Below are 23,521 nucleotides of genomic sequence, written 5' to 3'. Positions count from 1 at the left end.
AGGGCCTGTGACGAAATAAACGCTTCGATTTGTCATGTGGCTTGACGCTTGAGTGCAGGAACGATGGCGTAGTTCCAATCGGGATGGAAGCGGTCGTAGCGAATATTGAGTTGGTTCATCTGTTGATCGGAGATCTTGGCCCCCTTGGGATAGTTCGTAGCGTCAATGTCACAGGCGATGGTCAGTCCGGAGGTTGTCGTGGTGGCGGCGATGAGCTGCACGATGACCTTGTGGGAGAGCAAGGGCTTGGCGCGCCAGTTCTGGGTAATGAAGGCGAACATGCGATGCTCGATGCGGTTCCACTTGCTGGTGCCAGGCGGGTGATGGGTGACGGTGATGGTGAGGCCGGTCTGGTTGGCGAAGTTCTGCAGCTCGACCTTCCAGAGGCGGACCCTGGCGCCATTGCTGCCACCGCAATCAGCGGTGATCAGCAGGCGCTTGGCCTTGGGGTAGCGCTTGCGTCCCAGGCGTCGCCACCAGCGACGAATGCTCTCGACGGCGAAGGTCGCGGTGTCGTGGTCGATGCCGACGCTGACCCAGCCTTCGTTGGCGGCAATGTCGTAGACGCCGTAGGGGACCGCCCGGCCCTTTTCCGGGATGACGAAGTCGTGCACGCGCACGGGCTGCGGTTGACCTTTGCGCCGCAGTTCCCGGCCGGCGGTCTTGAAATCGCCGACCAGCTCCTTCTTCTTGGTGTCGACGGAGATCGCCGGTTGCCGGCATCGTCGGAAACGTTGGACCTGATCGTTGATGTGCTGGAACTGGGCATCGCGGTCAGGGTGCTGCTTGCCCTCGCGGGTCTTGGCGTTGGCTTGCAGGCTGAAGCCGAGGTCCTTGAGCAGGCGGCCGACCAGGTTGGCGCTGACCTGATAGCCCTGATCGGCCAAGGCGGCGGCGAGATGGCGTTGACTGCGACTCACCCACAGCAGGTCCGCCTGTGGGTCGCCTCGGGTGGCCGAGGCGACCAGATCGAGCAAGGCCTTGCGCAAGCCGGGCTGCTTGAGTGTCGCCGCCTTGCGACCACCTCCGCTGCGGCGAATGCGGCCGTACGGCCATTCGGCTGCTTCCTCGTCGAGCTCCTTCAGGCCGCGCCCGATCGTGCTGCGCGCTATGCCTGTGAGATGCGACACCATCGCGATGCCGCCCCGGCCGGCTCATAGCGCATACGAATGGCGTCCCAATCGACCACTTCGTCAATATATAGCGTTTCCCTATTCGATATGCTCGAAATCCGGATTCTATTACTGCTTTATACAACCTCTTTCGATTCGATTATTTCGCCACAGGCCCTTAGCGACTCCCCGCGCAAAGACGATTGCGGTACGCGCAAGCAACCAATTGTCAGTTTGGTGCGCCGCCAAGGAGAAGATGACGATAACCGCTCTCGGTCATCCATTTGGCGCGGGCGAGATGACTCTCCCAGGCACGCCTGGCACGTTCGGGCTCGTGATCAGGATCGATGTGCAGAACCACCTTTGCAACTTCGCGCCAATCTGCCTCTTCGGCATCGGCGTCAAGGAGACGCAAATACGTCACAAGATGCTGTTCATCGTAGCCGGTCAGTACGGACTCCGTCGGAGCGGTATCGGATACAGGCGGATCGAGTGGCGTCTTGGCCATGGTGTCACTCAATGAAAGTTCAATCTGCACGATTGCATATCATCGAAGGACCGATGAAGCGAGATGACGCTAGCGCCACCAATTCCTGACAAGAGTCGCTGACGAGATTCGCGGATGGCCGTTTGATCCAGTGTCGAACTTCCGCACGGGAACCGGTGTTGCTTCGTTGACCACACAAGTCTCCTCAAGCTGAGAACGTGTTAACGCCTCCGTACGACATTTTGTTCAGTATATCGAGGTGCTATATATTGAACAGTTGGCTTGGCTTCCCGCATGGACCTGCGGGAGGTGTTCGCCGCCAATCTGCGACGACTGCGCAATGCAAAGGGCGTGTCGCAGGATGAGCTGGCCTATGAGGCGAACGTAAGCCGCAGCTATCTCAGCCAGCTCGAGAAAGGCACGTTCTACGCAAGCCTCAACGTCGTCGGCCGTCTTTCGGAGGCTCTTGGCGTTGAGCCCGCTGAACTCCTGAAGATTCCACAGAAGCGAGTGCCACGCGGACATTGACCGTTAGTCGTGAGGTCCAACTGATCCGGCTGCTTGCCGCGCTAGAGCAACCCCAGCGACCTGAACGATGCGTGCTTGCCGTGACCGATCACGACATGGTCGTGCAACTCAACCTCGAGGGCGTTGGCGGCTGCCTTCAATTCACGCGTCGTCTCGATGTCGTCCCGGGACGGCTTGGGATCGCCAGACGGATGATTGTGCACGACGATGAGAGCGGAGGCGTTGAGGATCAAAGCACGTTTCATAACCTCTCGCGGGTAGACGGGTGTGTGATTGACCGTGCCACGCTGCTGCACCTCGTCGGCGATGAGATTGTTCTTGCGGTCAAGGAACAGGATTCGAAATTGTTCGATCTGCTCGTAAGCCATCGCGGTCTGCAAGTAGGCGATCAGTGCCTGCCAATTGCTGAGAACCGGCCGGCTGCGCACTTCGGCTCTGGCCATGCGGCATGCGATTTCCCGGACAAAGCGAAAGACGGCGATGTCGTGTGCCGCCATTCCAAATGCACGAAGCTGCGACGGTTCGGCTGCGATGACATGGCCAATGCTGGGAAAGTGTTGCAAGAGGGCGGAAGCACACGCCGTAGCTTGTGAAGAAGTGAGCAAGCCGGCGAGCAAGTCCCGCTCCGTCGTCTCTTCTGTCGGCGGGACAACGAAGCTGCCGTTCATCGCCAGACCCTGGGTCGGCAACGCGGGTGCAAGAATCAAAGATGATGCAGACATGGATGATGTTCCGGAGAGCAGGACGGGCAAACCGCAGGCCCGCTCTCTCGGAGGCATACGGCTCACCCGCTCCCGGCCGTCCTCTTGCTCTCACAGACTGACTCCCCGCCGCCGGGCGCATTTGTCAGTTCATCTCCAACGGCCCGCTCAAAATTCTGCAGCACTCGTCAATCTCATCGGCATCGCGGCCATCTCGCGCAAGGCAGCCAAACGCAGAAAACCCCGCCCGGTCTCCCGGGCGGGGCTCTGGGGGCGTCGGCTTACTCGCCGCTCTTCTTGCGGCTGCGCGACCAGATCAGGGTGTAGCTCTCGCCATCCGGATCGTCGAACAGGTTGGCGAAGATGGGCGCCGTGAAGCTCGGATCGTCGAGCTTGAGAGAGAGGTATTCCCTGCCCTCGTTCGACTGCTTCGACCAGGCAGCCCCGATCTCGGCACGACCGACGAAGACCCGGTGGCTGGGGGCGTTGTCGTTGGACCGATTGGCCTCGGGAACGATGCGGACACCCTTGGCTTGAACGCTCAGGGTCACGATGTCGCCCTGGTATTCGTTGCCGGACTTCTTGAAGGAACCGATGTTAGCTATGTGACTTCTCCTTTGCTGTTCGAACCCGCGACCATCGCGGCCTCGATGGCGATCTGCAGGCCGGAGGCGATCGACGACGCACCCGCTCGCGGGCCGGAGCGCAGCGGAGGATGGCGGCGGTGAGACTTTCTTGCCTCGCGAGGAATGGGCGAAGCCCAGGGGAAGAAAGTCCCACCGACGCCATTGCGGCTAGGCGATCGAGGCGCAGCCGTCCTCTGGCCAGATCAGCCAAAGAGAGGCCGTGGTCGCGCACCGAACAGCATCCTCGGAGAAGACGTGGCTGACGTGAAAGGTCCTGCACAAGAGAGCCGGGACGCCAGGCGAAGAGAAAGACGCCGTAGCGTAGGAAAAGGCGGCATTTCAACAGGCGCCAACCAGTACAATGACATGCCCCAGCCAGCGGGTTTTCGTCAGGCGCGCGGAGATCGGGACTGCTTGGTCGAAGCAGTCGAAGGAGGGGCGACTATCTCTTTCAGCTCGACGACCCAAGCTTCATGGCGCCCATCTTCGCCAACCTGTTCGATGATCTGGATGGCGAGAGCTACACCTTGATCTGGTCGTGGGGCCGCAAGTCAACGGCTGACTGAGCCGTACCCTCCACAGAGTCCCGCCCGGCCGACGGCGGGATAACGAGCGCCATGCGCGCAAAGGCAGTCGCGCCAACGAGGATGGCGCCAGCGGCCGCGAAGGCGTGTTGCCATCCGCCGGCAGACATGCCGATGCCCGCAAGCGCGAAGCATAGCTGATAGCCGGCGACGGCCGCGGGTACGGCATAGATCAGTCCGATGAAGAGGCGGATCACCGGTGTGCGGACAGTGGTCAGCACAATCTGTCCGAACACCAAGATCGTCACGCCGACGACCAAACCGACGACCAGTGCCCCGAAGAGGCCCGCGCCACCATGAAAGACAGCCAAGCCTGCACTCAGTCCAGCGAGAAAAGGAAGTGCATAGACTGCCAGCGTGAACAGCAGCCAGCAGAAGAAGCCGAGGCCGAAGAAGCCGAGAACGATACTGATGGCCATGGTGGATCTCCGTGACACAGGTCGAGCACCTGCGCCTTCCACCACCACCACGGCGCGTTCGAATGATAGTCGAGTGAGAACTTGGCAGAAAGGCGGCGCTCACCAGGCTGTGTGGAAACCCCGCCGCCGCTCCTAAGACAGCTCCGCGCGGGCCACATAAGACAAACGCCATCGCCGCGCAATTTCTCGACGCTTAACCGCAACCAGTTCCCGCTACTGGCGTTAGATCGGTTTCGCGGCAGGCTGGGAAAATGTCGCCGGAGCTAGTCAAGCAAGTCGCTGAACTTCGCGGCATGGCACAGCGAGCCAGGCGCTTGGCGAGTGCCGTCTCCTCCGAGGACGGGCAACGCATCCTGATCGTGCCCCGTTTCGTGATGTAGGTGCCTGCGGAGGCGGGGCGTTTCCGGGCTGGGCCGGATTGATCAGGCGGCCACGTTTGGCAGCCCGACGAAGGGATCATCGCTGAAGGGAGCGATACTTTCCAGAGTGATGTACCTGGCGCGCTGAACGGCCCACTCGTCGTTCTGCTCGAGCAGGATTGCACCGACGAGGCGGATGATGGCGTCCTCGTTGGGGAAGATTCCGACGACGTCTGTGCGTCGTTTGATCTCGCCGTTGAGTCGCTCGAGTGGGTTGGTGGAGTGCAACTTGACGCGATGCTGTGCCGGGAAGCTCATGTAGGCGAGCACGTCGGGCTCGGCGTTATCCATCAGGGCAGCAAGCTTTGGCACCTTTGGTCGAAGCTGATCAGCGATGCGGCGCCATTGGGCGCGAGCCTGCTCGGCGTCGTCTTGGGCGAAGGCGGTGGCGATGAAGGCCGAGACGACGCGGCGGCCGTTGCGCCCGGCATGGGCGAGCACGTTGCGCATGAAGTGGACGCGGCAGCGCTGCCAAGTTGCTGTGAGGATCTTGGAAACCGCGGCCTTGATGCCTTCGTGGGCGTCTGAGATCACCAGCTTGACACCGCGCAGGCCGCGGCGCGTCAGCTTGCGCAGGAAGGCCGTCCAGAAGGTCTCGGCCTCGGAGGGGCTGATGTCCATGCCGAGCACCTCGCGACGGCCGTCCGCGTTGACGCCAACCGCGACGGAGACGATCCGGCCGGCCTGGCGGACCTTGACGTAAGTGGCGTCGACCCAGAGGTACGGCCAGTCACCCTCGATCGGCCGATCGAGGAAGGCCTTCACCCGGCCGTCGATGTCCTCACACAGCCGGCTGACCTGGCTCTTGGAGATGCCGCTCATCCCCATCGCCTTGACCAGCTCGTCGACCGAGCGGGTCGAGATGCCCTGGATGTAGGCTTCCTGAATTACTGCCGTCAGCGCCTTCTCTGCCATCCGACGCGGCTCAAGGAAGCTCGGGAAATAGCTCCCCTTGCGCAGGCGCGGGATGCGCAGCTCGACCGTGCCCGCCCGCGTCTCCCAGTCGCGATCGCGATAGCCATTGCGCTGCGCCAGCCGGCCCGCGCTCTTCTCGCCGTGCGCCGCGCCGGTCAGCGCGCCGACCTCCAGCTCCATCAGCCGCTCGGCCGCAAAGCCAATCATGTCGCGCAAAACATCGCTGTCGGGGGTCTTCTCCACCAGCGCGCGCAGGTGCATCATCTCATCGGTCATCGGTGGTCTCTCGGTTGCAGGTTTGGTGTCAGCAACCCGACCCTTACCCTGAAATCGCCGATGACCTCCGCTGGGGATAAGTAGCCCGCCTCCGCCAGACTCTTGGCGGTCGCTACGGCGGGCTACCTACCCCCAGCTACCTACACCACTCCGCGGGGCACGACCCGCATCCTAGCCTACGCAAAGGAACTTGAAGAACAGGCAGCCCGATTGGAGGCGCAACTTGGGGACGCTGGGCCGCCCCGCCAAGCTCTGTTGTCCATGAACAGCAGCAAGCGCAACAGCAATCGCAAACGCCAGACGAGACGAAGCCCAAAGCTCAATGAGCTAGGGTCGGTACTCATAAAGTCATAGCTAACGTGAGTCTGTTTTCATGCGAGGGCGGCAAGTTGGTCGAAAGCCTTCCGGTCCCTTACCACAACGTGATGCCGATTACGGACTGCGATAACCCCATCGAGCGTGAGCTTTCGAAAGGCTCGGCTTACCGACGCGAGTGACAGGTCCGCGAACCCGCCGATTGCGGTGCGATCCATAGGAAGATAAATCTCGTTCGTGGGCTCACCGCGATCTGCCTGCATCTGCTCCATGAGGTGCAGGAACAGCACGACCCTTACGGCGGCCTCTCTGCGGGAAATAATAAAGGCATGCCGCTGTGCCTGGCGAAGCTCTTCGCACAGTTTGCAAATGACATGGAACTCCAACTCCGCATCTTTGCGAAGCTGGCTCTCAAGCTTGCTCACCGGCAGGCGATATGTCGTGACGGCCGTGACCGCTTCAACCGAGTTTGCATACTTGCCCTCGTCAGACAGGCCCACCAGGTCGCCGGTAAACAGGAACCCGTTGATGGTCTTGCTTCCGTCGGGCTCGACCGCGAACGATTTCACCACGCCGGTGATGACATTGTAGACCGCGTCAGCCGGTTCGCCGGCACGAAGCAGCATGTCCCCCTTGTTGAACCGCGCAACTGATGCGATGAGCGACAGGCGTGCCCGTTCGTCTTCCGTGAGCAGTTGGTGCACCCGTGCCGGATTGCCGACACTGAACAACGGCGGGCCCAGCAATTTAGGGCCGCCCAAGGCGGTCGTAAGCCGCGTTTTGGCGTCGCTGCGATTCATTCTGAATAGATCGATGCCACGGCAAAGGCCGTGGATCCTTGATTCGGATCAAACTTTGGCGCGCTGGCGGTCGACGGTTCGACCAGATGTTTGTACGAAATCGCACAGTCGAGGGGCGAGGACATGTTCACTTCCGCGCGAGAGATCAGCGAGCTGAATATCAAGCATTACTGCCACCTGCTGGAGATTGAGAAGGATCCGGCCGTTCGCCGCACTATCGAAGGCTTGTTAGGCAAGGAGAGAGCCAGCCTCGCGAAACTCCAGGCGCCAGTCAGCACGCGCAGGGCGTCTGAGCTTCAGCCCAGTCGCGCCAATGAGATGGACTGACCTCGACCCGCTGCCCACGAGTGTCGATCCAGCCGGCTTGCGTTCGCGAGCATGCGAAGACCAGCGCATGGACTTCGCCTTCAATCACGCTGAGCTGCAGTTCTCGCCCAAATGGCGCAGATTCAATCGGCTGCCAGTTGCACATTCGAAACATCCCCCAAAACAAGCCTAAAATTGTAGCGTGACGCACTCAAGGCATTGATCGAAATCAAACCCACTGCCGTGCCTATCTCTGACAAGCCGCCACGCGGCGGCGGGAAGCCATAGTGCCCAACACGGCCAACCGCCTCCAGCCGTTTCGCGTCAGCAAGAAGGCCTACAGGCAACGGCATCGCATCGAGAATGCCTTCTGCCGCCCCAAAGACTTCCGGCGCATCTTCACTCGATACGACAGGCTCGCTCGAAACTTCCTGGCCTCAGTCTGCCTCGCTGCTGCTATCGTCTGGTGGATTTAATGAGTCTCGACCCTAGAACTGATACAATCTCTCAGAGAAACTTGGCGTTGTGCGCGGGCTCTTTCCCCGTGAAGCGGCGATTGAAGCAGTGTAGACCTTCACCATAGCCTCAATTGGAGCAGGTATGGTCTACGTCGCGGGAGACGATCGGCACCAAGCGACGTTACTGCCGCCACTGCTAGACGACTATATCGACAGCACGGCATCCGTTCGCGTCGTCGACGCATTCGTCAACGGCCTCGACTTCGTCGGGCTTGGTTTCGAGCGTGCTGCACCAGCATCTACGGGCAGGCCTGGGTACGACCCGCGCGATTTGCTCAAACTCTACATCTACGGTTACCTCAATGAGATTCGCTCGTCGCGCCGGCTCGAGCGCGAGTGCAAGCGCAACATCGAAGTCATGTGGCTGGTCGGGCGGCTCGCGCCTGACCACAAGACGGTCGCCGACTTCCGGCGCGATAATGGCCCCGCAATCGTGGGCGCCTGCCGCGCGTTCGTCCTGTTCTGCCGGGATCAGGGTGTGTTCGCTGCCAAGCTGGTCGCGATTGACGGCGCGAAGCTCCGCGCGGCGGCGAGTCAGAACAGGGTGCTTGATCGGCGGCGGATCGCCGAGGAAGCCGAGAAGACGCCGCGACGAACTGAATCGTTTGGCGAGCTACCTTGAACGGGATGATCGCACTTTGCTCGTCGACGGCGAACTGGACGCGCGACCGATGGGTTTTGGCCGGGGCGGCAAGCCGCCGTCCTACAACATCCAAATCGCAGTCGACGCCGACACCGGCCTCATCATTCACCACGCCGTGACCGACGAGGTTAATGACCTGAGGATGCTGCACCCGATGTCAAAGGCCGTGAAGGAGCTACTGGATCGCGAGCATTTAACCGTTGTCGCCGATACCGGCTACTCAAATGGCAATGCGGCCGCGGCGTGCGAAGCGGACAACATCACGGCCTGCGTACCGGTCAAGCGTTCCGTCAACAACCGAGGCAACGGCGATGAATTTGAACGCTCCGACTTCGTCTACAGCGCCGACGATGACAGCTTTAGATGTCCAGCTGGGCGGGTGCTTGCGCGAACCCAACGAGTTCATCCCCAGAGTGTCTTCTATGTATCGCGAGATTGCAGCGGCTGCGCGCTCAAGTCTCGTTGTACAACAGCGACGCGTCGATCGGTGACGCGGCACGTCCACGAAGACGCCCTAGATCGCATGACCGCGCGTGTCGCAAATCGTCCGGAGTTGATGCGGCTCCGAAGATGCTCGGTGGAACATCCCTTCGGGACAATGAAACGGATGATGACAGGGCGCTTTCTTACCCGCGGGATTGCAGGAACAAGCACCGAGATGGCGCTCTCCGTACTGGCCTTCAACATGATCCGGAGCATCAACCTCGTGGCAACGCCGAGTTGAGGCGAGCAACGTCGCGGCGGTAGCCGGTGCTCCGCCGAGGCGACGCACCGGCGTTTTCACACAGCCTGTCACGCGCCGCCCACGCCCAAGCGCCAGACCGGGATGCCGAGCTTCCGGGCCTTGTCGGCGAGGTTCTCCTGGATGCCCGAACCGGGGCAGACGACGACACCGATCGGCAGGACCTCCAGGATCTGGTCGTTGCGCTTGAAGGGTGCAGCCTTGGCGTGCCGTGTCCAGTCCGGCTTGAACGGGATATGCGTGACCTTGCGGGTGTCGGCCCAGCGGGCGGCAATGCGCTCGGCGCCCGTAGGCGAGCCGCCGTGCAACAGGACCATATCGGGATGCTTGGCGTGGACCTTATCGAGCGTGCTCCAGATCAGTTGATGATCGTTGAAATCGCCACCACCGCTGAAGGCGATCTTCGGTCCGGCGGGTACAAGCAATTCGGTCTCGGCCCGGCGTCGAGCAGCAAGAAACTCCCGGCTGTCGATCATCGCAGCGGTAAGGGCGCGGTGGTTGACCATCGATCCCGTGCGCGGCCGCCAGGCCGAGCCGGTGTGGGCCTCGAAGCGATCGGCGGCCTGGTCTCGGAAGAGCTCCATGGCATTGCGGCGTTCGATCAAGGTCAGGCCCTCGGCGACAAGCCGCTCGAGCTCGACCGAGCGGACTTCGGAGCCGTTCTGCTCCCGCTGGCTGCGATGCTGCGTGCGCTCGTTGTCGTCGAGCTCGCGTTCGATGCGTGCGACGCTGCGATGGAACAGGTTGACGGTCGACCACAGCAGGTCCTCGAGATCGGGCTCGAGGCGCGTGTCGTTGAGTGTCGCGGCGAGTGCATCGAAGATGTCGACGACGGCGCCAGTGATGGTCTGGGCTTCGGGTAGCGGCCGGGGATCGGGTTCGTCCTGGAAGGGACGATGGCCAAAGAGCTGGAGCTCGGTGAGGACGTGATCGGTTGGGGATGCGTCGTGCACGGGCTCGAAGTCGGGATCGTCGTTGGTCGCCATGGTGATGTCCTTTCTCGGATCGGCCGCGCCCACCGCGGCCTTCGTGGCGATCACTCAGACGGCGGGCAGTCCGGTCCTGCACCGCTCGCGGCCGGAGCGCAGCGGAGGACGGCGGGCCGAGGCTTTCTTGTCTCGCGAGGAATGCCGGCGCAGCTGGCAGGGGAAGAAAGCCGCAGGCCAGCCGTTGTGGGGCCGGGCTGACTGCCGTCCGATCGCCCTCTAGAAGGCCGGGGCGAGGCCTATTCCGATCCGAAGGGCATCAAGGCGACCGACCACGAAGCGATTGGCCGTGCCCTCGTCATCCCGTCACGGTCATGTTCGAGGTCATGAAGCGCACGACGTCCTGCGGGACGAGCTGCCAGCGCACAGACACCCGGAAGTCTTCGATACCCAGCCGGCGGAGATCCTCGTTGAAATCGTCGAGGTTGGGCGACAGGCCAAGCGTCTCGATCCCGGCAGCCGTGGCCCGATGGTGCAGGCTGGCCATCGCGGCATCGCCGGCCGGGTCGCGATCGCGTGCGACGTACAGACGGCGCACCGTCGGTGGAAAAAACAGGGCTGCCAGGTGGTTGGCGGAGAGGGCAGCGACCATCGGCAAGACCGGCAGGATCGTGCGCAGCGACAGCATGGTCTCGATGCCCTCGCCTGCGGCCATAACGTCGTCGGCCACGCCAAAGCGGACGCCATGCCCCAGGAGATGGCCCATGGCCCGTCGCGGCGAAGCAATCGGCGCCTTGTCCTGGCCCGACCGGTCGAGCCAGGTGCGATGCGCTCCGGTGATCTTGCCGCCAAGATCGGTGACCGCGGCGATCAGAGCCGGCCAGGTCTCGGTTGGACTATCGTCGTCGGGGCGATAGTAGCAACGCGGATGGAAGCGCAATGGTTCACCGACAGCCGTGCTGAGGATGCCACGACCGCGCAGGTAGGATTCCCCGAGCGTGCCCGCGATCGGCCTAGACATGGCATAGAGACGGCGCGCCGACTCGGGCGAACCACGCGGCGCTGGAACGCGGTCCCGCCGTGGAACTGGGCCAGGAGGCAGGGCAAGGAACGAGCGTGCCTCCGCGAGGGTGTCGCGCAGCCGGTCAAGACCGCGACTGAGCGCGATGAGGTCCAAAAGGTCGCCATGCTCGCCGGTGGCGGCGTCAGTCCACTTGCCGGCGGCGCCCTTGCCGTGGTCCGGGCCGCTCAAGCGGACAAACAGGCTGCGGCCGCGGGTGTTGGAGACATCGCCGACCAGCCAGTAGCGGCCCTCCCGATGGCCGTTGGAAAGGTAGTGACGGCACACCGCCTCGGCGTTGCGCGCGAGACGGCGAGCCAGGTCTGCGGCGTGCGACGGCATGGCTGCCCTCCTCACGCCGCCCGATCAGCGACCCGGACTACCGTGTAGCGTTCCATCAAGTCAGCAAGGATCGAAGGACCGGCGTCGCCGATCGGAACGAACAGACGGAGCTTCCAGGTGATGATCTCGGAGATGAGCCCCATCGCCTTCAGCCGATCGACCATGCCCTCGGTGAAGCCGCAGAGCTCGACCCGGAACAAGCCCATCACCTTGGCGCGCCGCAGGCTCAGCCCGTGCTGCAGTTCGAGGATCGTGCGACCGTCGAGAACGGCCGACCAGGCATCGGCGGGCGCGATGCTCACGCTTTCGGCGCTGACGGCCTGTGCGACCCATGCGGGCGAAACCAGCCGGCCGATGACACGTTCGCCTGCATCGGTTTGCAGGCGGTAGACCCGCATGGACTCGTCCGGCAGCCGCTTCCAGATCGGCAACAGCAGTCCGGTGACGATATGAAGATCGCTGTCCGTGAAAGCAGGAATCTCGGCGAGTTCCCGCTCCCAGGCCTCGGCAAAGACGGCACGATCGGCCCGTTCCCAGTGGGTGTGCGCCAACGCAGCCACGGATAAGGCTGTCCGTTCCATTGGTCGCAACAGGCGGACACGACGTTCGACCTCACCATCGTCCAGCATGACGCTCGGCGCCGGGACCTGGACAGCGGCGCGGCCGGACTGCGTGTTCACCAGCAAAGCGGCCCGCGGGTCCTCGGCGCGGTCCAATGCCTCTGTGAGGCTGAACGGCCGATTGCGCTCCCGCCGGCGGATGGTGAAGACCTGAGTTTCCGCACCTGTCTGGGGATGGACATAAAGCGCACGCCGATCGCTGACCATCAGGCTCTCAGCGGTCAGCGTCTCGACGCCGACGTCGTAGGTGCCTGAGGCGCGAGCGCCCTCAATCTTTGCCCGCAGCAGATCCTCGAACACGCCGAACAGCCTGTTCTGAAGATCGATGGTGAGCGCCAGCAGCCGATTGAGGAACGTGGTGATCGGCGGCAACTCTTCGCGCAGGCTGCCGTCCTGATCGGTCAGATGCAGTCCGGTGGTAGCCTGGAAGGCTTGTAGCGAGCAGCCCTCGACTTTGCCGGCGAACAGCAACAGGTAGAGCTGACGAAGTGCGGCCCGGCCATAGGGGGATTCGAGATTGTCATCGGCACGGAACAGGCCCTGACCACCGGTCTGCCGCTGGCCTTTGGTGATGGCGCCCAGCGTGTCGAGCCGGCCGGCGATGGTCGATAGGAAGCGCTTCTCGGCCTTCACGTCCGTGGCGATCGGCCGGAACAACGGCGGCTGGGCCTGGTTGGTCCTGTTGCTGCGCCCCAGACCCTGGATCGCCGTATCCGCCTTCCAGCCCGCCTCCAGCAGATAGTGAACACGCAGCCGCTGGTTCCGGGCTAAAAGGTCGGCGTGATAGGAGCGGCCCGTGCCGCCGGCATCGCTGAAGACGAGAATGCGCTTGTCGTCATCCATGAAGGCCTGGGCCTCCGCGAGATTGGCGGAGCCAGGGCGGTTCTCGACACAAAGCCGGTCGCCCTTGCGCACGATCCGGCGTGAACGGCCCGTCACCTCGGCGACCATCTCGGTGCCGAAGCGTTGCACGATCTGGTCGAGTGCGCCCTGGACGGGGACTAACGAGGCAAGCCGCTCGATCAGCCGGTCGCGGCGCTCGACGGCATCGCGGCACTGCATTGGCTGGCCGTCGCGATAGACCGGCCGCGAGGAGAGGTTCCCCTCCCCGTCCGTAAAGGGCTCGAACAGCTGCGTCGGGAAGCTGTGCGCCAAATAGTCGAGCACATACTCGCGCGGTGTGATGTCGACCTGGACGTCACCCCATTCCTCGGTCGGGATGTCGGCAAGCCGCCGCTCCATCAGAGCCTCGCCCGTCGAGACGATCTGCACGACCGCGGCATGGCCCGCGTCAAGATCGCGCTCGATCGCCGCGATCAGCGTCGGCGTCTTCATCGAGGTGATGAGGTGGGAGAAGAAGCGCTGCTTGGCGGACTCGAAGGCCGATCGTGCTGCGGATTTGGCCTGGGCGTTGAGTGTGCCGCGCTCACCGGTGACATTGGCGGCCTGCAGGGCGGCGTCCAGATTGTTGTGGATGACCTGGAAGGCGCCGGCATAGGCGTCGTAAATGCGGATCTGTTCGGGCGTGAGCGTGTGCTCGACCAACTCGTACTCGACGCCCTCGTACGACAAAGACCGTGCCGCGTAGAGGCCGAGCGCCTTGAGGTCGCGGGCCAGCACCTCCATCGCAGCAACGCCCCCGGCCTCGATGGCCTGGACGAACTCGGCGCGGGTGGCGAAGGGGAAGTCCTCACCGCCCCAGAGACCGAGTCGTTGTGCATAGGCAAGATTGTGCACGGCGGTGGCGCCTGTGGCGGAGACGTAGACGACGCGGGCGTTGGTCAACGCATGCTGCAGGCGCAGGCCGGCACGGCCCTGCTGCGAGGGTGCCTGCTCACCGCGCTCGCCCTTGCCGCCAGCGGCATTAGCCATGGCATGGCTTTCGTCGAACACGATCACTCCGTCGAAATCCATTCCCAGCCAATCGACGATCTGCTGGACCCGCGAAACCCTTTCCTCACGCGCGTCGGTCCGTAGCGTGGCGTAGGTGGTAAAAAGGATGCCCTGCTCCAGACGAATAGGACTGCCCTGGCGGAAGCGGGCGAGCGGCGTGATTAGCAAGCGCTCCATCCCCAGCGCCGACCAGTCGCGCTGGGCATCCTCGAGCAGCTTGTCAGACTTCGAGATCCATACGGCGCGCCGCCGGCCCTCCAGCCAGTTGTCGAGCAGGATGCCCGCGACCTGGCGGCCCTTACCGGCGCCAGTGCCGTCGCCCAGCATCCAGCCGCGCCGAAAGCGCACGGCCTTCTCGGCATCATCGGGTGCTGCCGAGATGACATCGAAGGTCTCGTCCACCATCCACGATCCGGCCAGGTGGCCGCTATGGGCCTCGCCGGCATAGATGACGGTCTCGAGCTGGGCATCGGACAGCAGCCCACCAGTGACGACGTTAGCCGGTAGGCGAGGCCGATAAGTTGGCTTGGGCGGCGCCACCGAAGCCATCGCCGCCGACTGCACGAGCCGCGTCGGATGCGGGCGCGCGCCGTCGATACGAACCGACTGCAGGCCGTACGGCTCATACAGCGCCTCGGTGAGGCGGCCGGCCTCGGCCGGCGTCCAGTCAACGGTCTCATAGGCCAGCTCGGCGCCGGCGGGCTCGAACGCAGTCGCCGCGCTCGACCTGAGAGATGGCACAGATGCGGACTTGGTGCGGACAGGGACGACACGCTCAGCCACCCGAACGAGGCGGGCTCCATCGACGGGCAAGCGCGGTGGAAGATGTTGCAGGACCCAGGACAGCAGCGTGGCCGCATCAGGCGCCATGCCTGGGGATCCGGGAAACGACTCCGGATCCGGCGCTGGCAGCCGATCGATGACTGTCAGGCGGGTCTCGACCGTCGTGCCGTGCCGGGCATAGACGCGCCCATCGATCGCTGCCGAGAACACGACGCGCCCGCGTTCCTGGAGGCGGACAAAGGCGTCGCGCCAGGACGGATGTTCTGGAGAGACGCTGGCACCCGTGATCGCGACCAGCCGTCCGCCGTCGGCAACGCGGGTGAGCGCCGACGCGACGTGGCGCAGAGCCGCGTCCGCGACGGCGCCGTCTACATGTGCCGCGACCGAGAACGGTGGGTTCATCAGGACCAAGCTCGGCCGCAGCGCCCCATCGAGATAGTCGTGAATGTGAGCGGCGTCATGGCAGGTGATCGAGGTACCGGGAAAAAGCTTGCCCAACAGCCCAGCACGCCCACCGGCCAGCTCGTTCAGAAGCAGCGAGCCGCCGACGAGCTCCGCGAAGATGGCGAGCAGACCGGTCCCGGCCGAGGGCTCGAGCACGAGATCGGCCGGCGCAATCGCGGCCGCAGTGGCAGCAACAAAGGCGAGCTCGATCGGCGTCGAGAACTGCTGCAGCGCCTGGCTTTCCTGCGATCGGCGTGTGTGGCTGGGCAAGAGAGCCGCGACCTTGCCCAGCATCTGCAGCATGCCGGCGGGCGACGCAGCCTGGGCACGGATGGCTGGACCGAACTTACGCAGGAACAAGACGGTCGCGGCCTCACAGGCGTCGTATGCCATCTTCCAGTCCCAGGCGCCCTCGGCATCGGAGCCGCCACAGGCGTGCTCCATGGCGGCCCGCAGGGCGACCGCGTCGATGCGTTTGCCGCGTTCAAGATGAGGCAGAAGGAGATGCGCGGCTTCGACTAGGCCGAGCGACCCGCCAGCCTGGGCGCGCGCGGCGGCGAACCGCGGCACATTCTCGGCCGCTTGAGCAGGAACCATCGTCATGGAGGGGACCTCGGAGAGCGTGAACGGGCCGAACCGTGAGGCGCTCTCTAAGACCCCATCGGCTCGGACCCTTTCCGGCCAACCTCTCCCTCTCTTTCCTGGCTGCGGAGCGACCGCCTTCCAAGACAGAACCCGTCGCAGCGGCCGGGCCTGTGCAGCGATTGGACAGGAAGGCGCGGGACGGCCAAAGCCGTCCCGCGAGGTCATGGCTATTCGGCAGCGATCGGATGCTGGTCTGACCCGTCGATCACCGCATCCTGCGCCTGCTCGTCGGCGAGGAACGCCGGTAGCGCCAGAACCGTATCGATCGGTGTCGACAGGTCTCGCCGGTCTGCGAGACGCAACGGCTCGGGCAGCCAGCCCGTGGCGTCGAGCAGCCGCTCGGCCTCCTTCGCCATCTCGGGCTTCTTGAGATGATCGATGAGCTGCGCCGCCTGCTCGCCCTTGGCCTCCCGCACCGCCTCGAGGATGCGGGGCTTGGTCACGCGGCCAAGGTAGTTGTCGACCGTCGGTCGCCAACCGGCATCAACCATGTCGAGACCGACGGCGCGAGCGATGCGGTCGGCCTGCGCGATACGCTGCTGCACTCCATGCGCTGAGATGCCTGCCCCGCCGTAGCGGTCGCCCTTCTCGTAGAGGGCGTTCACGCCGAACGACACGCAGTGCGCAAGCAGCGCGGCCCGCCGGCTCTCGTCGAGAGTCGAGAGCCAATCCCAAAGCGCGTGGTCATTCTTGGGCAATTCTGCTTTCCAGGCCTCGTGACGCTCGGTGACCGCCTTGGCTGACGGACTGTCCTTCAGGTCGGCCGCCTGGACAGGGAAGAACACATGACAGACCGAGGCTTCCAGGCACGCGCCGGGTGCGCTGCGCTGAAAGGTGTCGAGGCAGAGCTTGTGCAGCAGCATCGTTAGAGCAACCTGCGGGCTGTTCGCCACAGCATCTCGCAGTGCCAAGGTACGGTGGGCCGTCAGTTCGCCCACGAGCCGCTCCGGCAACGGCCTGATGGCGTCGTCCTCGACGTCGTCATCCGGCTGTTCCCCGCCAATGGTGATCACGGTGCGCTGCACGTTGGCGGAGGCAGATGCCATCTCGTCTGACTCACCGCTCTCACCTTCAGCCCGTTCTTGGTCACCGACCGGACTCTGTGGCTCGTCCTCCGGTCGGACATAGCCTCGATCAACAGATAGCTGGCCGTCAGAGTCGATGCTGACGAACACCCCGGCGCGCGCCATCTCGGCCGGTTCATAGCGCGCGGGGCGATCCTCGAAAGCCGCGAGCGCCGTCTCGATCTCGCCGAGCCGGGCATCGATCTCGTCCGGCAACTCGTCGGCCCCTTCGTATTCGCTCTCGAGCTTGGCCTGCTCCGCGGTCAGGGCGTCAACCGACGTTTGCTCAGCCGGCGTGAGGTCGACCTGCACGCCATCGAGTCGCCGAAGATGCTGCGCATGCCCGTAGCGGAAATCGAGGGCCACCTCGATCCACTTCCACCCTTCGCCGGCGATCTTCTCCGCTTCGACGGCCAGCTTCTCGGTGGCCAGGCGATCGAGCAAGCCCATATCCTGCAGCCAGCCGCCGCCATCATCCTCGAACAGATCACGCAGGAGCGCGCCGCCCGCGGCCTCGTAGCTCTCCAAGCCAACAAAGCGAGCCCGTCGGTCCGACGCGCGAATCGCGTTATCGGTGAGCTGGCGACGGATCAGGTACGGCTCCTTGTTGTAGGAGTGCTGAAGGCCCTCCCAAACCTGCTCCTGGCGAGCCTGATCGGTGGTGACCGTGAAGGCCATGAGCTGCTCCAGTGTCATGCCGTCTTGGGCATAGACGTCGAGGAGCTTCTCCGATACCGCGGCGAGCCGGAGCCGTTGCTTCACCACTACCGACGAGACGAAGAAGCGGGCAGCAATTTCCTCGTCACTGCCACCCTCGTCACGCAAGGCCTTAAACGCGCGGAACTGGTCGAGTGGATGCAAAGCGACGCGGTGAACATTCTCCGCCAGTGAATCCTCTTCCGCTGAGATCGCGGCCGCCGGGTCGCGCACGATGCAAGGGATCAGGGCGGTTTTCGAAAGGCGCTTCTGAGTGACCAGAAGCTCCAGGGCCCGGAAACGACGGCCACCGGCAGGAATCTCGAACATGCCCGTCTCGGTGCCGTCAGCCTCCAGGACCGGCCGGACATTGAGGCTCTGCAGGAGCCCACGCCGGGCAATGTCTTCGGCCAAGTCTTCGATCGAGATGCCGGCCTTCGTGCGCCGCACGTTCGATTGGCTGAGCACCAGTTTGTTGAAGGGAATGTCGCGTGAAGCGCTGAGGGTGATCTTTGGAATTGCCTTTGCCATATGAGTACACTCCGCGACGGCCGGCCGGGACACACTCTCTCGACCTCCAATCCGTCACAGAACCTAGCGCTCCCCTCTCACTCTCTGGAGATACTGGGCCTGGGCGAGGGTGTGCGCCTTCCCGCGATCGGCGCGATGTGCTCCAGTCCCGGTGTGGGAACGACTTCTCGGCCGCCCAAGTGGATCAAGCCGCAGCTCACGCGCCTCGTCGCCGAAGCGCCGACGGGCGACGGCTGGCTGCACGAGATCAAATACGACGGCTACCGCATGCATGCCCGCATTGCCGATGGCCAGGTCAAGCTGCTCACGCGCACGGGACTCGACTGGTCCTACAGATATCGGCGCACGATCGACGCTCTGGGCTCTTTTCCGGCCAAGTCGACGTATCTCGACGGCGAGCTTTGCGCGCTGCGCCCCGATGGCGTGCCGGCCTTCAGCCGACTGCAGGCAGCCATGGACGAAGGCAGAACCGATCAGCTGATCCTGTTCGTCTTCGATCTTCTATACCTCAATGGCGAAAGCACCGCTCAACTCCCGCTCATTGAGCGCAAGCAGCGATTGCAGGAGCTATTCGCGAAGGAGATACCCGGTCTCCGCTACAGCGAGCACGTCGTCGGCGACGGTCCGCGCTTTCGCCAGCACGCCTGCCAGCTTGGCCTCGAGGGGGCGATTTCAAAGCGGGCCGACCAGCCTTACGCCCCCGGTGATCGGGGCCTCTGGGTCAAGTCGAAGTGTCTCAATCGCGAGGAGTTCGTGGTTGTCGGCTGGACGGATCCAGAAGGAAGCCGATCGCACATCGGTGCGCTGCTTCTCGGCTACTACACCGAGGACGGCAAGCTGCACTACGCGGGGCGAGCCGGCACCGGAATGACCACGCTGGAGCTCAAGCGCCTCGCGCGGGTGCTGGCACCTCTACAGACCGCGCGTATGCCTTTGTCGGAGCCGCCGCCGCGCGACAGCAGGTTCGGTAGCCCTTTGCAGCTTTCCCGCGTCCATTGGGTGCGTCCGCAGCTGGTCGTCGAAGTTACCTATCTGACCTGGACCGAGGACAACCTCTTGCGACAGGTCTCCTACCAAGGGCAACGGGAAGACAAGCCGGCGAAGCAGGTGGTGCGCCAGATTCCACACCCGACTAACCGGATGTAGGCCGTCCAAGCCATCATGAGATAGGCCCGATGCTGCGCGGTCACCACAACGGACTCAGCTGGCTGCAGGCACCGGCTGCGCGCCCCAGGCGTACGGAAGGGAACCGCCGAACGTACGCAGCAGATCAGCCTTGCAGTAGCGGCCTGCTCGCCAATCGTCTCAAATAGTCGCCGAGCTCGGTGAGGTCTTCGACCCAACCACAAAGCGCCGAGCCATGGTTCCTTGGCAACTGCGGCAAGGTACTGTCGATTGGTACGGCGACAACAGACGCACAGGAGTCAGATCCCCAATCTGGTCCGTCCGCGTAGCTCTCAACGTAGACGCGGCGACCGTCGAGAAGCTCCATGACAAATCCACCAGCCCAAGTGTCTCCCTCAAAGTCACCCCAGGCGCGCAATACGCGAACAATCGCGCGGACGTTTAGATCATGGCTTCCAGGCTCCTGGGCATTCTCTCGGTCGATCAACGCGAGGGTCTCAGCGAGCCCTGAAAGGTAGAGCATGTTGAGCCCAGGAAGGGCATCTCGGCACATCTCTAGGAGCACGTTGCGATACTGCATGGGCGATCGTTCGGAAACGCGCTGATCCAACTTAGACCTCCTATCGTCATCCGACTTTCAGTTGCGGGTGATTTGATGGCGCTGGCGCGGGACGGCGCTCGATGCCCGAAGCATCGATCCACGCCTGCATGGCGCGAGCCTTCTCCACCGTGTCAAAGCAGAACACTCGGCAGTAAAGCTCTTCGCCGCGAGTACCGGCATAGGCGAGGTACTCAGCACCGGCAGCAACACTCAGCATCATAGCCATGACCTCGTCATCGTCAGACCGGCGCAGCGGCTCGTCGCGCCGCATGAGCGCCTTGTGTGGAAGTCGCTTCAACGTGTTCGCGAAAGGATTCCCTCTACGGCGAACCATGCTCAGACGTTCCTGATGAAGGCATGAGCAGCAGAGCGCGTGGTAAAGCGAGTTGCAGTGAAGTGGCGAGAGCCGCACTTGCTACAGTGAACGCCAGCCTCTTCGAGGGTACGGCTGTCACCGCGCTGCGCCTTCAGCGTCTCAAACGTGAGAAGCGCGCGCCGAACGCAGTGCTGGCACTCGACGCCAATCAATTGCGCGCCGAGGCCACCAGCTACGTCGTGACGCGTAAGCGCGGGCATCGCTATGCTTCGCCAGCAGTGGGCTCTGCAACCGTGTTAGCCGCGTACACCGCGATCTTGCCGTAACCGCACCGTGCCCACGGCGCCACAAATCGCATGCGGCGTAGTGCCAACCGAAGCGGCCGATACACGAGCAGAAACTCGCTGAATGTTGGCGCTTCGACGAAAGGGCGCAACGTGGTTTCGATGGCACGCTTCGCCTCATCCATATCCAGCGAAAGCTCGTCGGTGTCGTCGAGTGCCGTCACGCCGGCGTGCACTACGGCTTCCCACTGGCGGACAAGCGCACGGCTAACCTTCCTTTCCGAAGAGAGCCCCACGCTGCTCATGCGGCAGGCAGTAGCTACGACTATCCGTTGGTAGGCGCGGAGCGGCTCGCGAAGGTGATGGGCAAGCTCACTACCGAAGTGAACCTCTGCGTTGACGGCAGCACGGTCCAATTCCTCGAAAGCATTGCGGTGAACCTTTAGACGCTCAACGGGAATGTACAGGCGGTCCAACATGCCGCCGTAGGCCGGCAGCTCGTAGTCGCCGCGCTTTCGCGTTGTCGCTTCGCCGGCATTTACGTTGGGCTCGCGAGCGCGCGCTATCGCGGCCTCGGCCCGACAGAACGCGGACAATGCAGCGTCCGCGATCTCAAAGTGCCGCTTCCGCACGAGCTGCCGATGCCAGACATAGAAGCCGACAAGAGCCACTAGGATGGTCGTAAGGGGGAGAAGAAGGATCAGCATCGCCATCCTCCACGAGAAAATGGTCGCCCAATAAGAAGAACAAAAGGAGAACATTTGATTAAAGAGTCAATCCCACTAGGGATTGATGCCATCGGCCGCAAAAGTCTAAGAGTGGCCGCTAGGCGTTGAGAACGGCCAACCTCTCCGAGCGTCGTTAACGGCCGGGGGTTGGCATAAACGAGCTCGCCAGCCGTCTGTTACCCCTTCTCGCTCCCGATCGGCAGCGGTACGCGTGTGTGGCCGTCTCGCAGAGACCGCGTGCCGCTGTGGCGGCGCAAGGCGCGGCGGCGCCGACCGGAAAGCGTGGCGGCCGGCCATGCCGCCCTGGCGTTGACCAGCGATCCGTTCATTGGAGACTCTCATCGGTGGCAAGCTGAGCCTTTTCCTCGCCCTTAGCGTCATCTTCTTTCCACTGCTCTAGCGTTTCACGCTTATAAGTCTTCATGCGATAGCCGTAAGTGGCGTGCCGACAGTGCAGCGAGTATTTCGGGTCGCCGGTGCCAAGCCATCGCAAACGCTCACTCGCTGGTCCAGGCCGCTGCCGCCACCGGATGGATGTGCTGGCTATAACGCGTGCGACCAGTGGCGAAGAATCCCGCACATCGGTTCCTCACGGCACAAGTAGCGCACGCCGGAAGATACTCGTTCTTCCAGTCGCTGATTGATCGCCGCGCGAGATGCCAAATGTCACGATCGACCGTGCAAAGCTGGTGGTTGTAGACCGAGACGCGCATGCCTGAAGCCTCTAGGAGGAGCGCGGCTTCGCTTAGAGCAGCTCGATAGTCGAACGGGTCCGCCCAAATTCGATCAAGGTTCGCGCGAGCAAATCCGGTGACTTCGAGCGCCATGAGCGCGATATGGTCGACGAATGTCAGGTTGCGGGCCAAGAACTCCGCAAGCCGTACCAGCCTGCTGGAATTCTGCTTCAGGACGACAACGCGTATCTCGACCCGCGCCCCGCGAGCCTTCAGGTTCAGGATACCCCGTATCGTCTCGTCAAACGCACCGTCAGACTGGACAATGTAGTCGTGCAGCGCAGCGTAGTCGGCATAGATGGGGATACCGATCATGACGTCGTGGTGGTCAATACCGGCGTAGGCCGCTGCAAAGGCCGGCTCTATGAAGTTGCGACCATTCGACAGGATGTGCACGGCGGTGTGGGGCAAGTGGTCCCTTAGCGATCGAAGGAGAGAAAGGAACCGCTCGCCGCCCAGAGTCGGCTCACCTCCGGTGATACCAATTTCGCGCGTCTCCTTGTCGATCATCGGTACTGCACGTTCGAGCTCAGCGTATATGTACGTGTCGTCAACGTCCTTAGGCGGCTGCGAGCACATCAGGCAGTAGTGATTGCACCGTTCCGTGACGAGTAAGCTGTTACTTGGCGAATTGCGGCGATAGAGAACGCGCAGGATACCGTGCGATGGCTCAAGCGCGACTATGTCGCCGTCTCGGAGATAGGCGAGAGAATCCGGCAGAAACACTGCCCGTATACCCGGCGGCAGCTGCGCGAGCTCGACTTGCATGGAGTCAGGAAGGGCGAGTGTCTTTACGGGAGCTACTCCAACATCCTCCGTCAACAGACAGTCGTCATCGCCGACGGGCTCACCGGGAACATCAATAGAGCGCAACCGAAGCACGGTGTGCTCGTCCGCAAGAGAGAAACCATGCGTTCTGACGCCGCGAACCGAGAGCGTTAGCACTATCCCCTCGCCGCCCAGGCACGAAAGATGCGCCGAACGTCGACGTCGTCTTCCATTAGGCCGATCAAATGACGGAAGATCGCCATATTACGTTGGCAGAATGCCGACGTAGGCTTGCGCCCGACGAAGTCGCCCTGCGTAGCGTGGTGAAAGACGGGATCTGCCCCGCAGTACGGTTCGAAGGCACAGTCACTGCACATGGGTACCGAAAGAGCTATGGACGACTCGAGGGGATCGAGGAGCCTGTCCGACAGAAGTATCTCTTCGTAAGTATTCTCGTGAACGTGTCCCAGCCGGAAGGTTTCGTCCTGCATCTCCGCCAGCATCCGAGATTCGTCGGACGCGTAAACTGAGCCATCGTAGTTATAGAGCAGGGCGCTTAGTGGAGTGCTA

At 63.1% G+C, this 23,521-nt stretch carries 19 protein-coding genes and 3 pseudogenes; 7 read left to right on the top strand and 15 right to left on the bottom strand.

All coding sequences use genetic code 11. The features are described from left to right. Positions 1-32: 32 nt before the first annotated feature. Both ACILR9_RS30665 and ACILR9_RS30660 read right to left on the bottom strand, forming a co-directional pair. A pseudogene (locus ACILR9_RS30665) lies at positions 33-1,154 on the bottom strand (ISAzo13 family transposase); the annotation flags it as partial. A gap of 187 nt (positions 1,155-1,341) precedes the next feature. Further along, positions 1,342-1,620 (bottom strand): DNA -binding domain-containing protein, encoded by a 279-nt coding sequence (locus tag ACILR9_RS30660; protein WP_395713780.1) that lies wholly within the window; start codon positions 1,618-1,620, stop codon positions 1,342-1,344. Positions 1,621-1,893: 273 nt separating this feature from the next. On the opposite strand from ACILR9_RS30660, the gene ACILR9_RS30655 reads away from it, so the two are divergent. Next, complete coding sequence (locus ACILR9_RS30655) at positions 1,894-2,127, top strand: helix-turn-helix domain-containing protein (RefSeq protein WP_395713777.1); 234 nt, start codon at positions 1,894-1,896, stop codon at positions 2,125-2,127. A gap of 41 nt (positions 2,128-2,168) precedes the next feature. Here ACILR9_RS30655 and radC read toward each other — a convergent pair whose 3' ends face one another. Beyond that, on the bottom strand, positions 2,169-2,849 hold the full coding sequence (gene radC / locus ACILR9_RS30650) for a DNA repair protein RadC (protein WP_395713776.1): 681 nt from the start codon (positions 2,847-2,849) through the stop codon (positions 2,169-2,171). Between the two features lie 260 nt (positions 2,850-3,109). Continuing rightward, positions 3,110-3,433 carry a DUF736 domain-containing protein gene (locus ACILR9_RS30645; RefSeq protein WP_395713779.1) on the bottom strand — a complete coding sequence of 108 codons (324 nt, stop codon included), beginning with the start codon at positions 3,431-3,433 and terminating at the stop codon, positions 3,110-3,112. Positions 3,434-3,824: 391 nt separating this feature from the next. Between ACILR9_RS30645 and ACILR9_RS30640 the strand changes: the two are divergent. Then, positions 3,825-4,020, top strand: a pseudogene (locus tag ACILR9_RS30640) (DUF736 family protein); the annotation flags it as partial. On the opposite strand, the gene ACILR9_RS30635 reads toward ACILR9_RS30640, so the two are convergent. From ACILR9_RS30635 to ACILR9_RS30625, 3 genes are all read right to left on the bottom strand, one after another. Beyond that, positions 3,975-4,457 carry a hypothetical protein gene (locus tag ACILR9_RS30635; RefSeq protein ID WP_395713775.1) on the bottom strand — a complete coding sequence of 161 codons (483 nt, stop codon included), beginning with the start codon at positions 4,455-4,457 and terminating at the stop codon, positions 3,975-3,977. The pseudogene ACILR9_RS30640 and the gene ACILR9_RS30635 sit on opposite strands and share 46 nt — an antisense overlap. A 422-nt stretch (positions 4,458-4,879) precedes the next feature. Then, the gene (locus ACILR9_RS30630; RefSeq protein WP_395713774.1) at positions 4,880-6,067 is read right to left on the bottom strand and encodes an IS256 family transposase; all 1,188 of its coding nucleotides are present in this window, start codon (positions 6,065-6,067) and stop codon (positions 4,880-4,882) included. A gap of 371 nt (positions 6,068-6,438) precedes the next feature. Beyond that, on the bottom strand, positions 6,439-7,182 hold the full coding sequence (locus tag ACILR9_RS30625) for a Crp/Fnr family transcriptional regulator (protein ID WP_395713773.1): 744 nt from the start codon (positions 7,180-7,182) through the stop codon (positions 6,439-6,441). Between the two features lie 123 nt (positions 7,183-7,305). On the opposite strand from ACILR9_RS30625, the gene ACILR9_RS30620 reads away from it, so the two are divergent. The 4 genes and pseudogenes from ACILR9_RS30620 (at position 7,306) to ACILR9_RS30605 (ending at position 9,373) form a co-directional block, all read left to right on the top strand. Next, entirely contained in the window at positions 7,306-7,509 is a 204-nt protein-coding gene (locus tag ACILR9_RS30620) for a hypothetical protein (protein ID WP_395713772.1), read from the top strand. A 266-nt stretch (positions 7,510-7,775) separates the two neighbouring features. After that, a complete protein-coding gene (locus ACILR9_RS30615) occupies positions 7,776-7,964 on the top strand; it encodes a transposase (protein ID WP_395713771.1) in 189 nt (62 codons plus the stop codon). A 124-nt stretch (positions 7,965-8,088) separates the two neighbouring features. Further along, positions 8,089-8,550, top strand: a pseudogene (locus ACILR9_RS30610) (transposase); the annotation flags it as partial. Positions 8,551-8,611: 61 nt separating this feature from the next. After that, positions 8,612-9,373 (top strand): transposase, encoded by a 762-nt coding sequence (locus tag ACILR9_RS30605; RefSeq protein WP_395713769.1) that lies wholly within the window; start codon positions 8,612-8,614, stop codon positions 9,371-9,373. A 68-nt stretch (positions 9,374-9,441) separates the two neighbouring features. Here the strand turns inward: ACILR9_RS30605 and ACILR9_RS30600 are convergent, their stop codons facing one another. From ACILR9_RS30600 to ACILR9_RS30585, 4 genes are all read right to left on the bottom strand, one after another. Then, entirely contained in the window at positions 9,442-10,377 is a 936-nt protein-coding gene (locus ACILR9_RS30600) for a DUF2493 domain-containing protein (RefSeq protein WP_395713778.1), read from the bottom strand. 298 nt (positions 10,378-10,675) lie between these two features. Beyond that, positions 10,676-11,719 (bottom strand): toprim domain-containing protein, encoded by a 1,044-nt coding sequence (locus tag ACILR9_RS30595; protein WP_395713768.1) that lies wholly within the window; start codon positions 11,717-11,719, stop codon positions 10,676-10,678. Positions 11,720-11,730: 11 nt separating this feature from the next. After that, positions 11,731-16,062 (bottom strand): strawberry notch-like NTP hydrolase domain-containing protein, encoded by a 4,332-nt coding sequence (locus ACILR9_RS30590; RefSeq protein WP_395713767.1) that lies wholly within the window; start codon positions 16,060-16,062, stop codon positions 11,731-11,733. Between the two features lie 209 nt (positions 16,063-16,271). Next, complete coding sequence (locus ACILR9_RS30585) at positions 16,272-18,395, bottom strand: ParB/RepB/Spo0J family partition protein (RefSeq protein WP_395713766.1); 2,124 nt, start codon at positions 18,393-18,395, stop codon at positions 16,272-16,274. 111 nt (positions 18,396-18,506) lie between these two features. Here ACILR9_RS30585 and ligD point away from each other — a divergent pair, with 111 nt between their 5' ends. After that, on the top strand, positions 18,507-19,541 hold the full coding sequence (gene ligD / locus ACILR9_RS30580; protein WP_395713765.1) for a non-homologous end-joining DNA ligase: 1,035 nt from the start codon (positions 18,507-18,509) through the stop codon (positions 19,539-19,541). 124 nt (positions 19,542-19,665) lie between these two features. Here ligD and ACILR9_RS30575 read toward each other — a convergent pair whose 3' ends face one another. The 4 genes from ACILR9_RS30575 to hxsC all read right to left on the bottom strand — a co-directional run bounded on the left by ACILR9_RS30575 (position 19,666) and on the right by hxsC (position 23,065). Next, positions 19,666-20,130 (bottom strand): hypothetical protein, encoded by a 465-nt coding sequence (locus tag ACILR9_RS30575; RefSeq protein WP_395713764.1) that lies wholly within the window; start codon positions 20,128-20,130, stop codon positions 19,666-19,668. 16 nt (positions 20,131-20,146) lie between these two features. Beyond that, a complete protein-coding gene (locus tag ACILR9_RS30570) occupies positions 20,147-20,392 on the bottom strand; it encodes a hypothetical protein (RefSeq protein ID WP_395713763.1) in 246 nt (81 codons plus the stop codon). Positions 20,393-20,699: 307 nt separating this feature from the next. Then, a complete protein-coding gene (locus tag ACILR9_RS30565) occupies positions 20,700-21,428 on the bottom strand; it encodes a hypothetical protein (RefSeq protein ID WP_395713762.1) in 729 nt (242 codons plus the stop codon). Positions 21,429-21,946: 518 nt separating this feature from the next. Continuing rightward, on the bottom strand, positions 21,947-23,065 hold the full coding sequence (hxsC, locus tag ACILR9_RS30560; RefSeq protein WP_395713761.1) for a His-Xaa-Ser system radical SAM maturase HxsC: 1,119 nt from the start codon (positions 23,063-23,065) through the stop codon (positions 21,947-21,949). Positions 23,066-23,521 lie beyond the last annotated feature (456 nt).

This window comes from Reyranella sp., assembly GCF_044224635.1.
In the GTDB taxonomy this organism is placed as follows: Bacteria; Pseudomonadota; Alphaproteobacteria; order Reyranellales; family Reyranellaceae; genus Reyranella.
The sequence above is the reverse complement of the archived record's forward strand: the minus strand, read 5'-3'. Positions and strand labels throughout refer to the sequence as shown.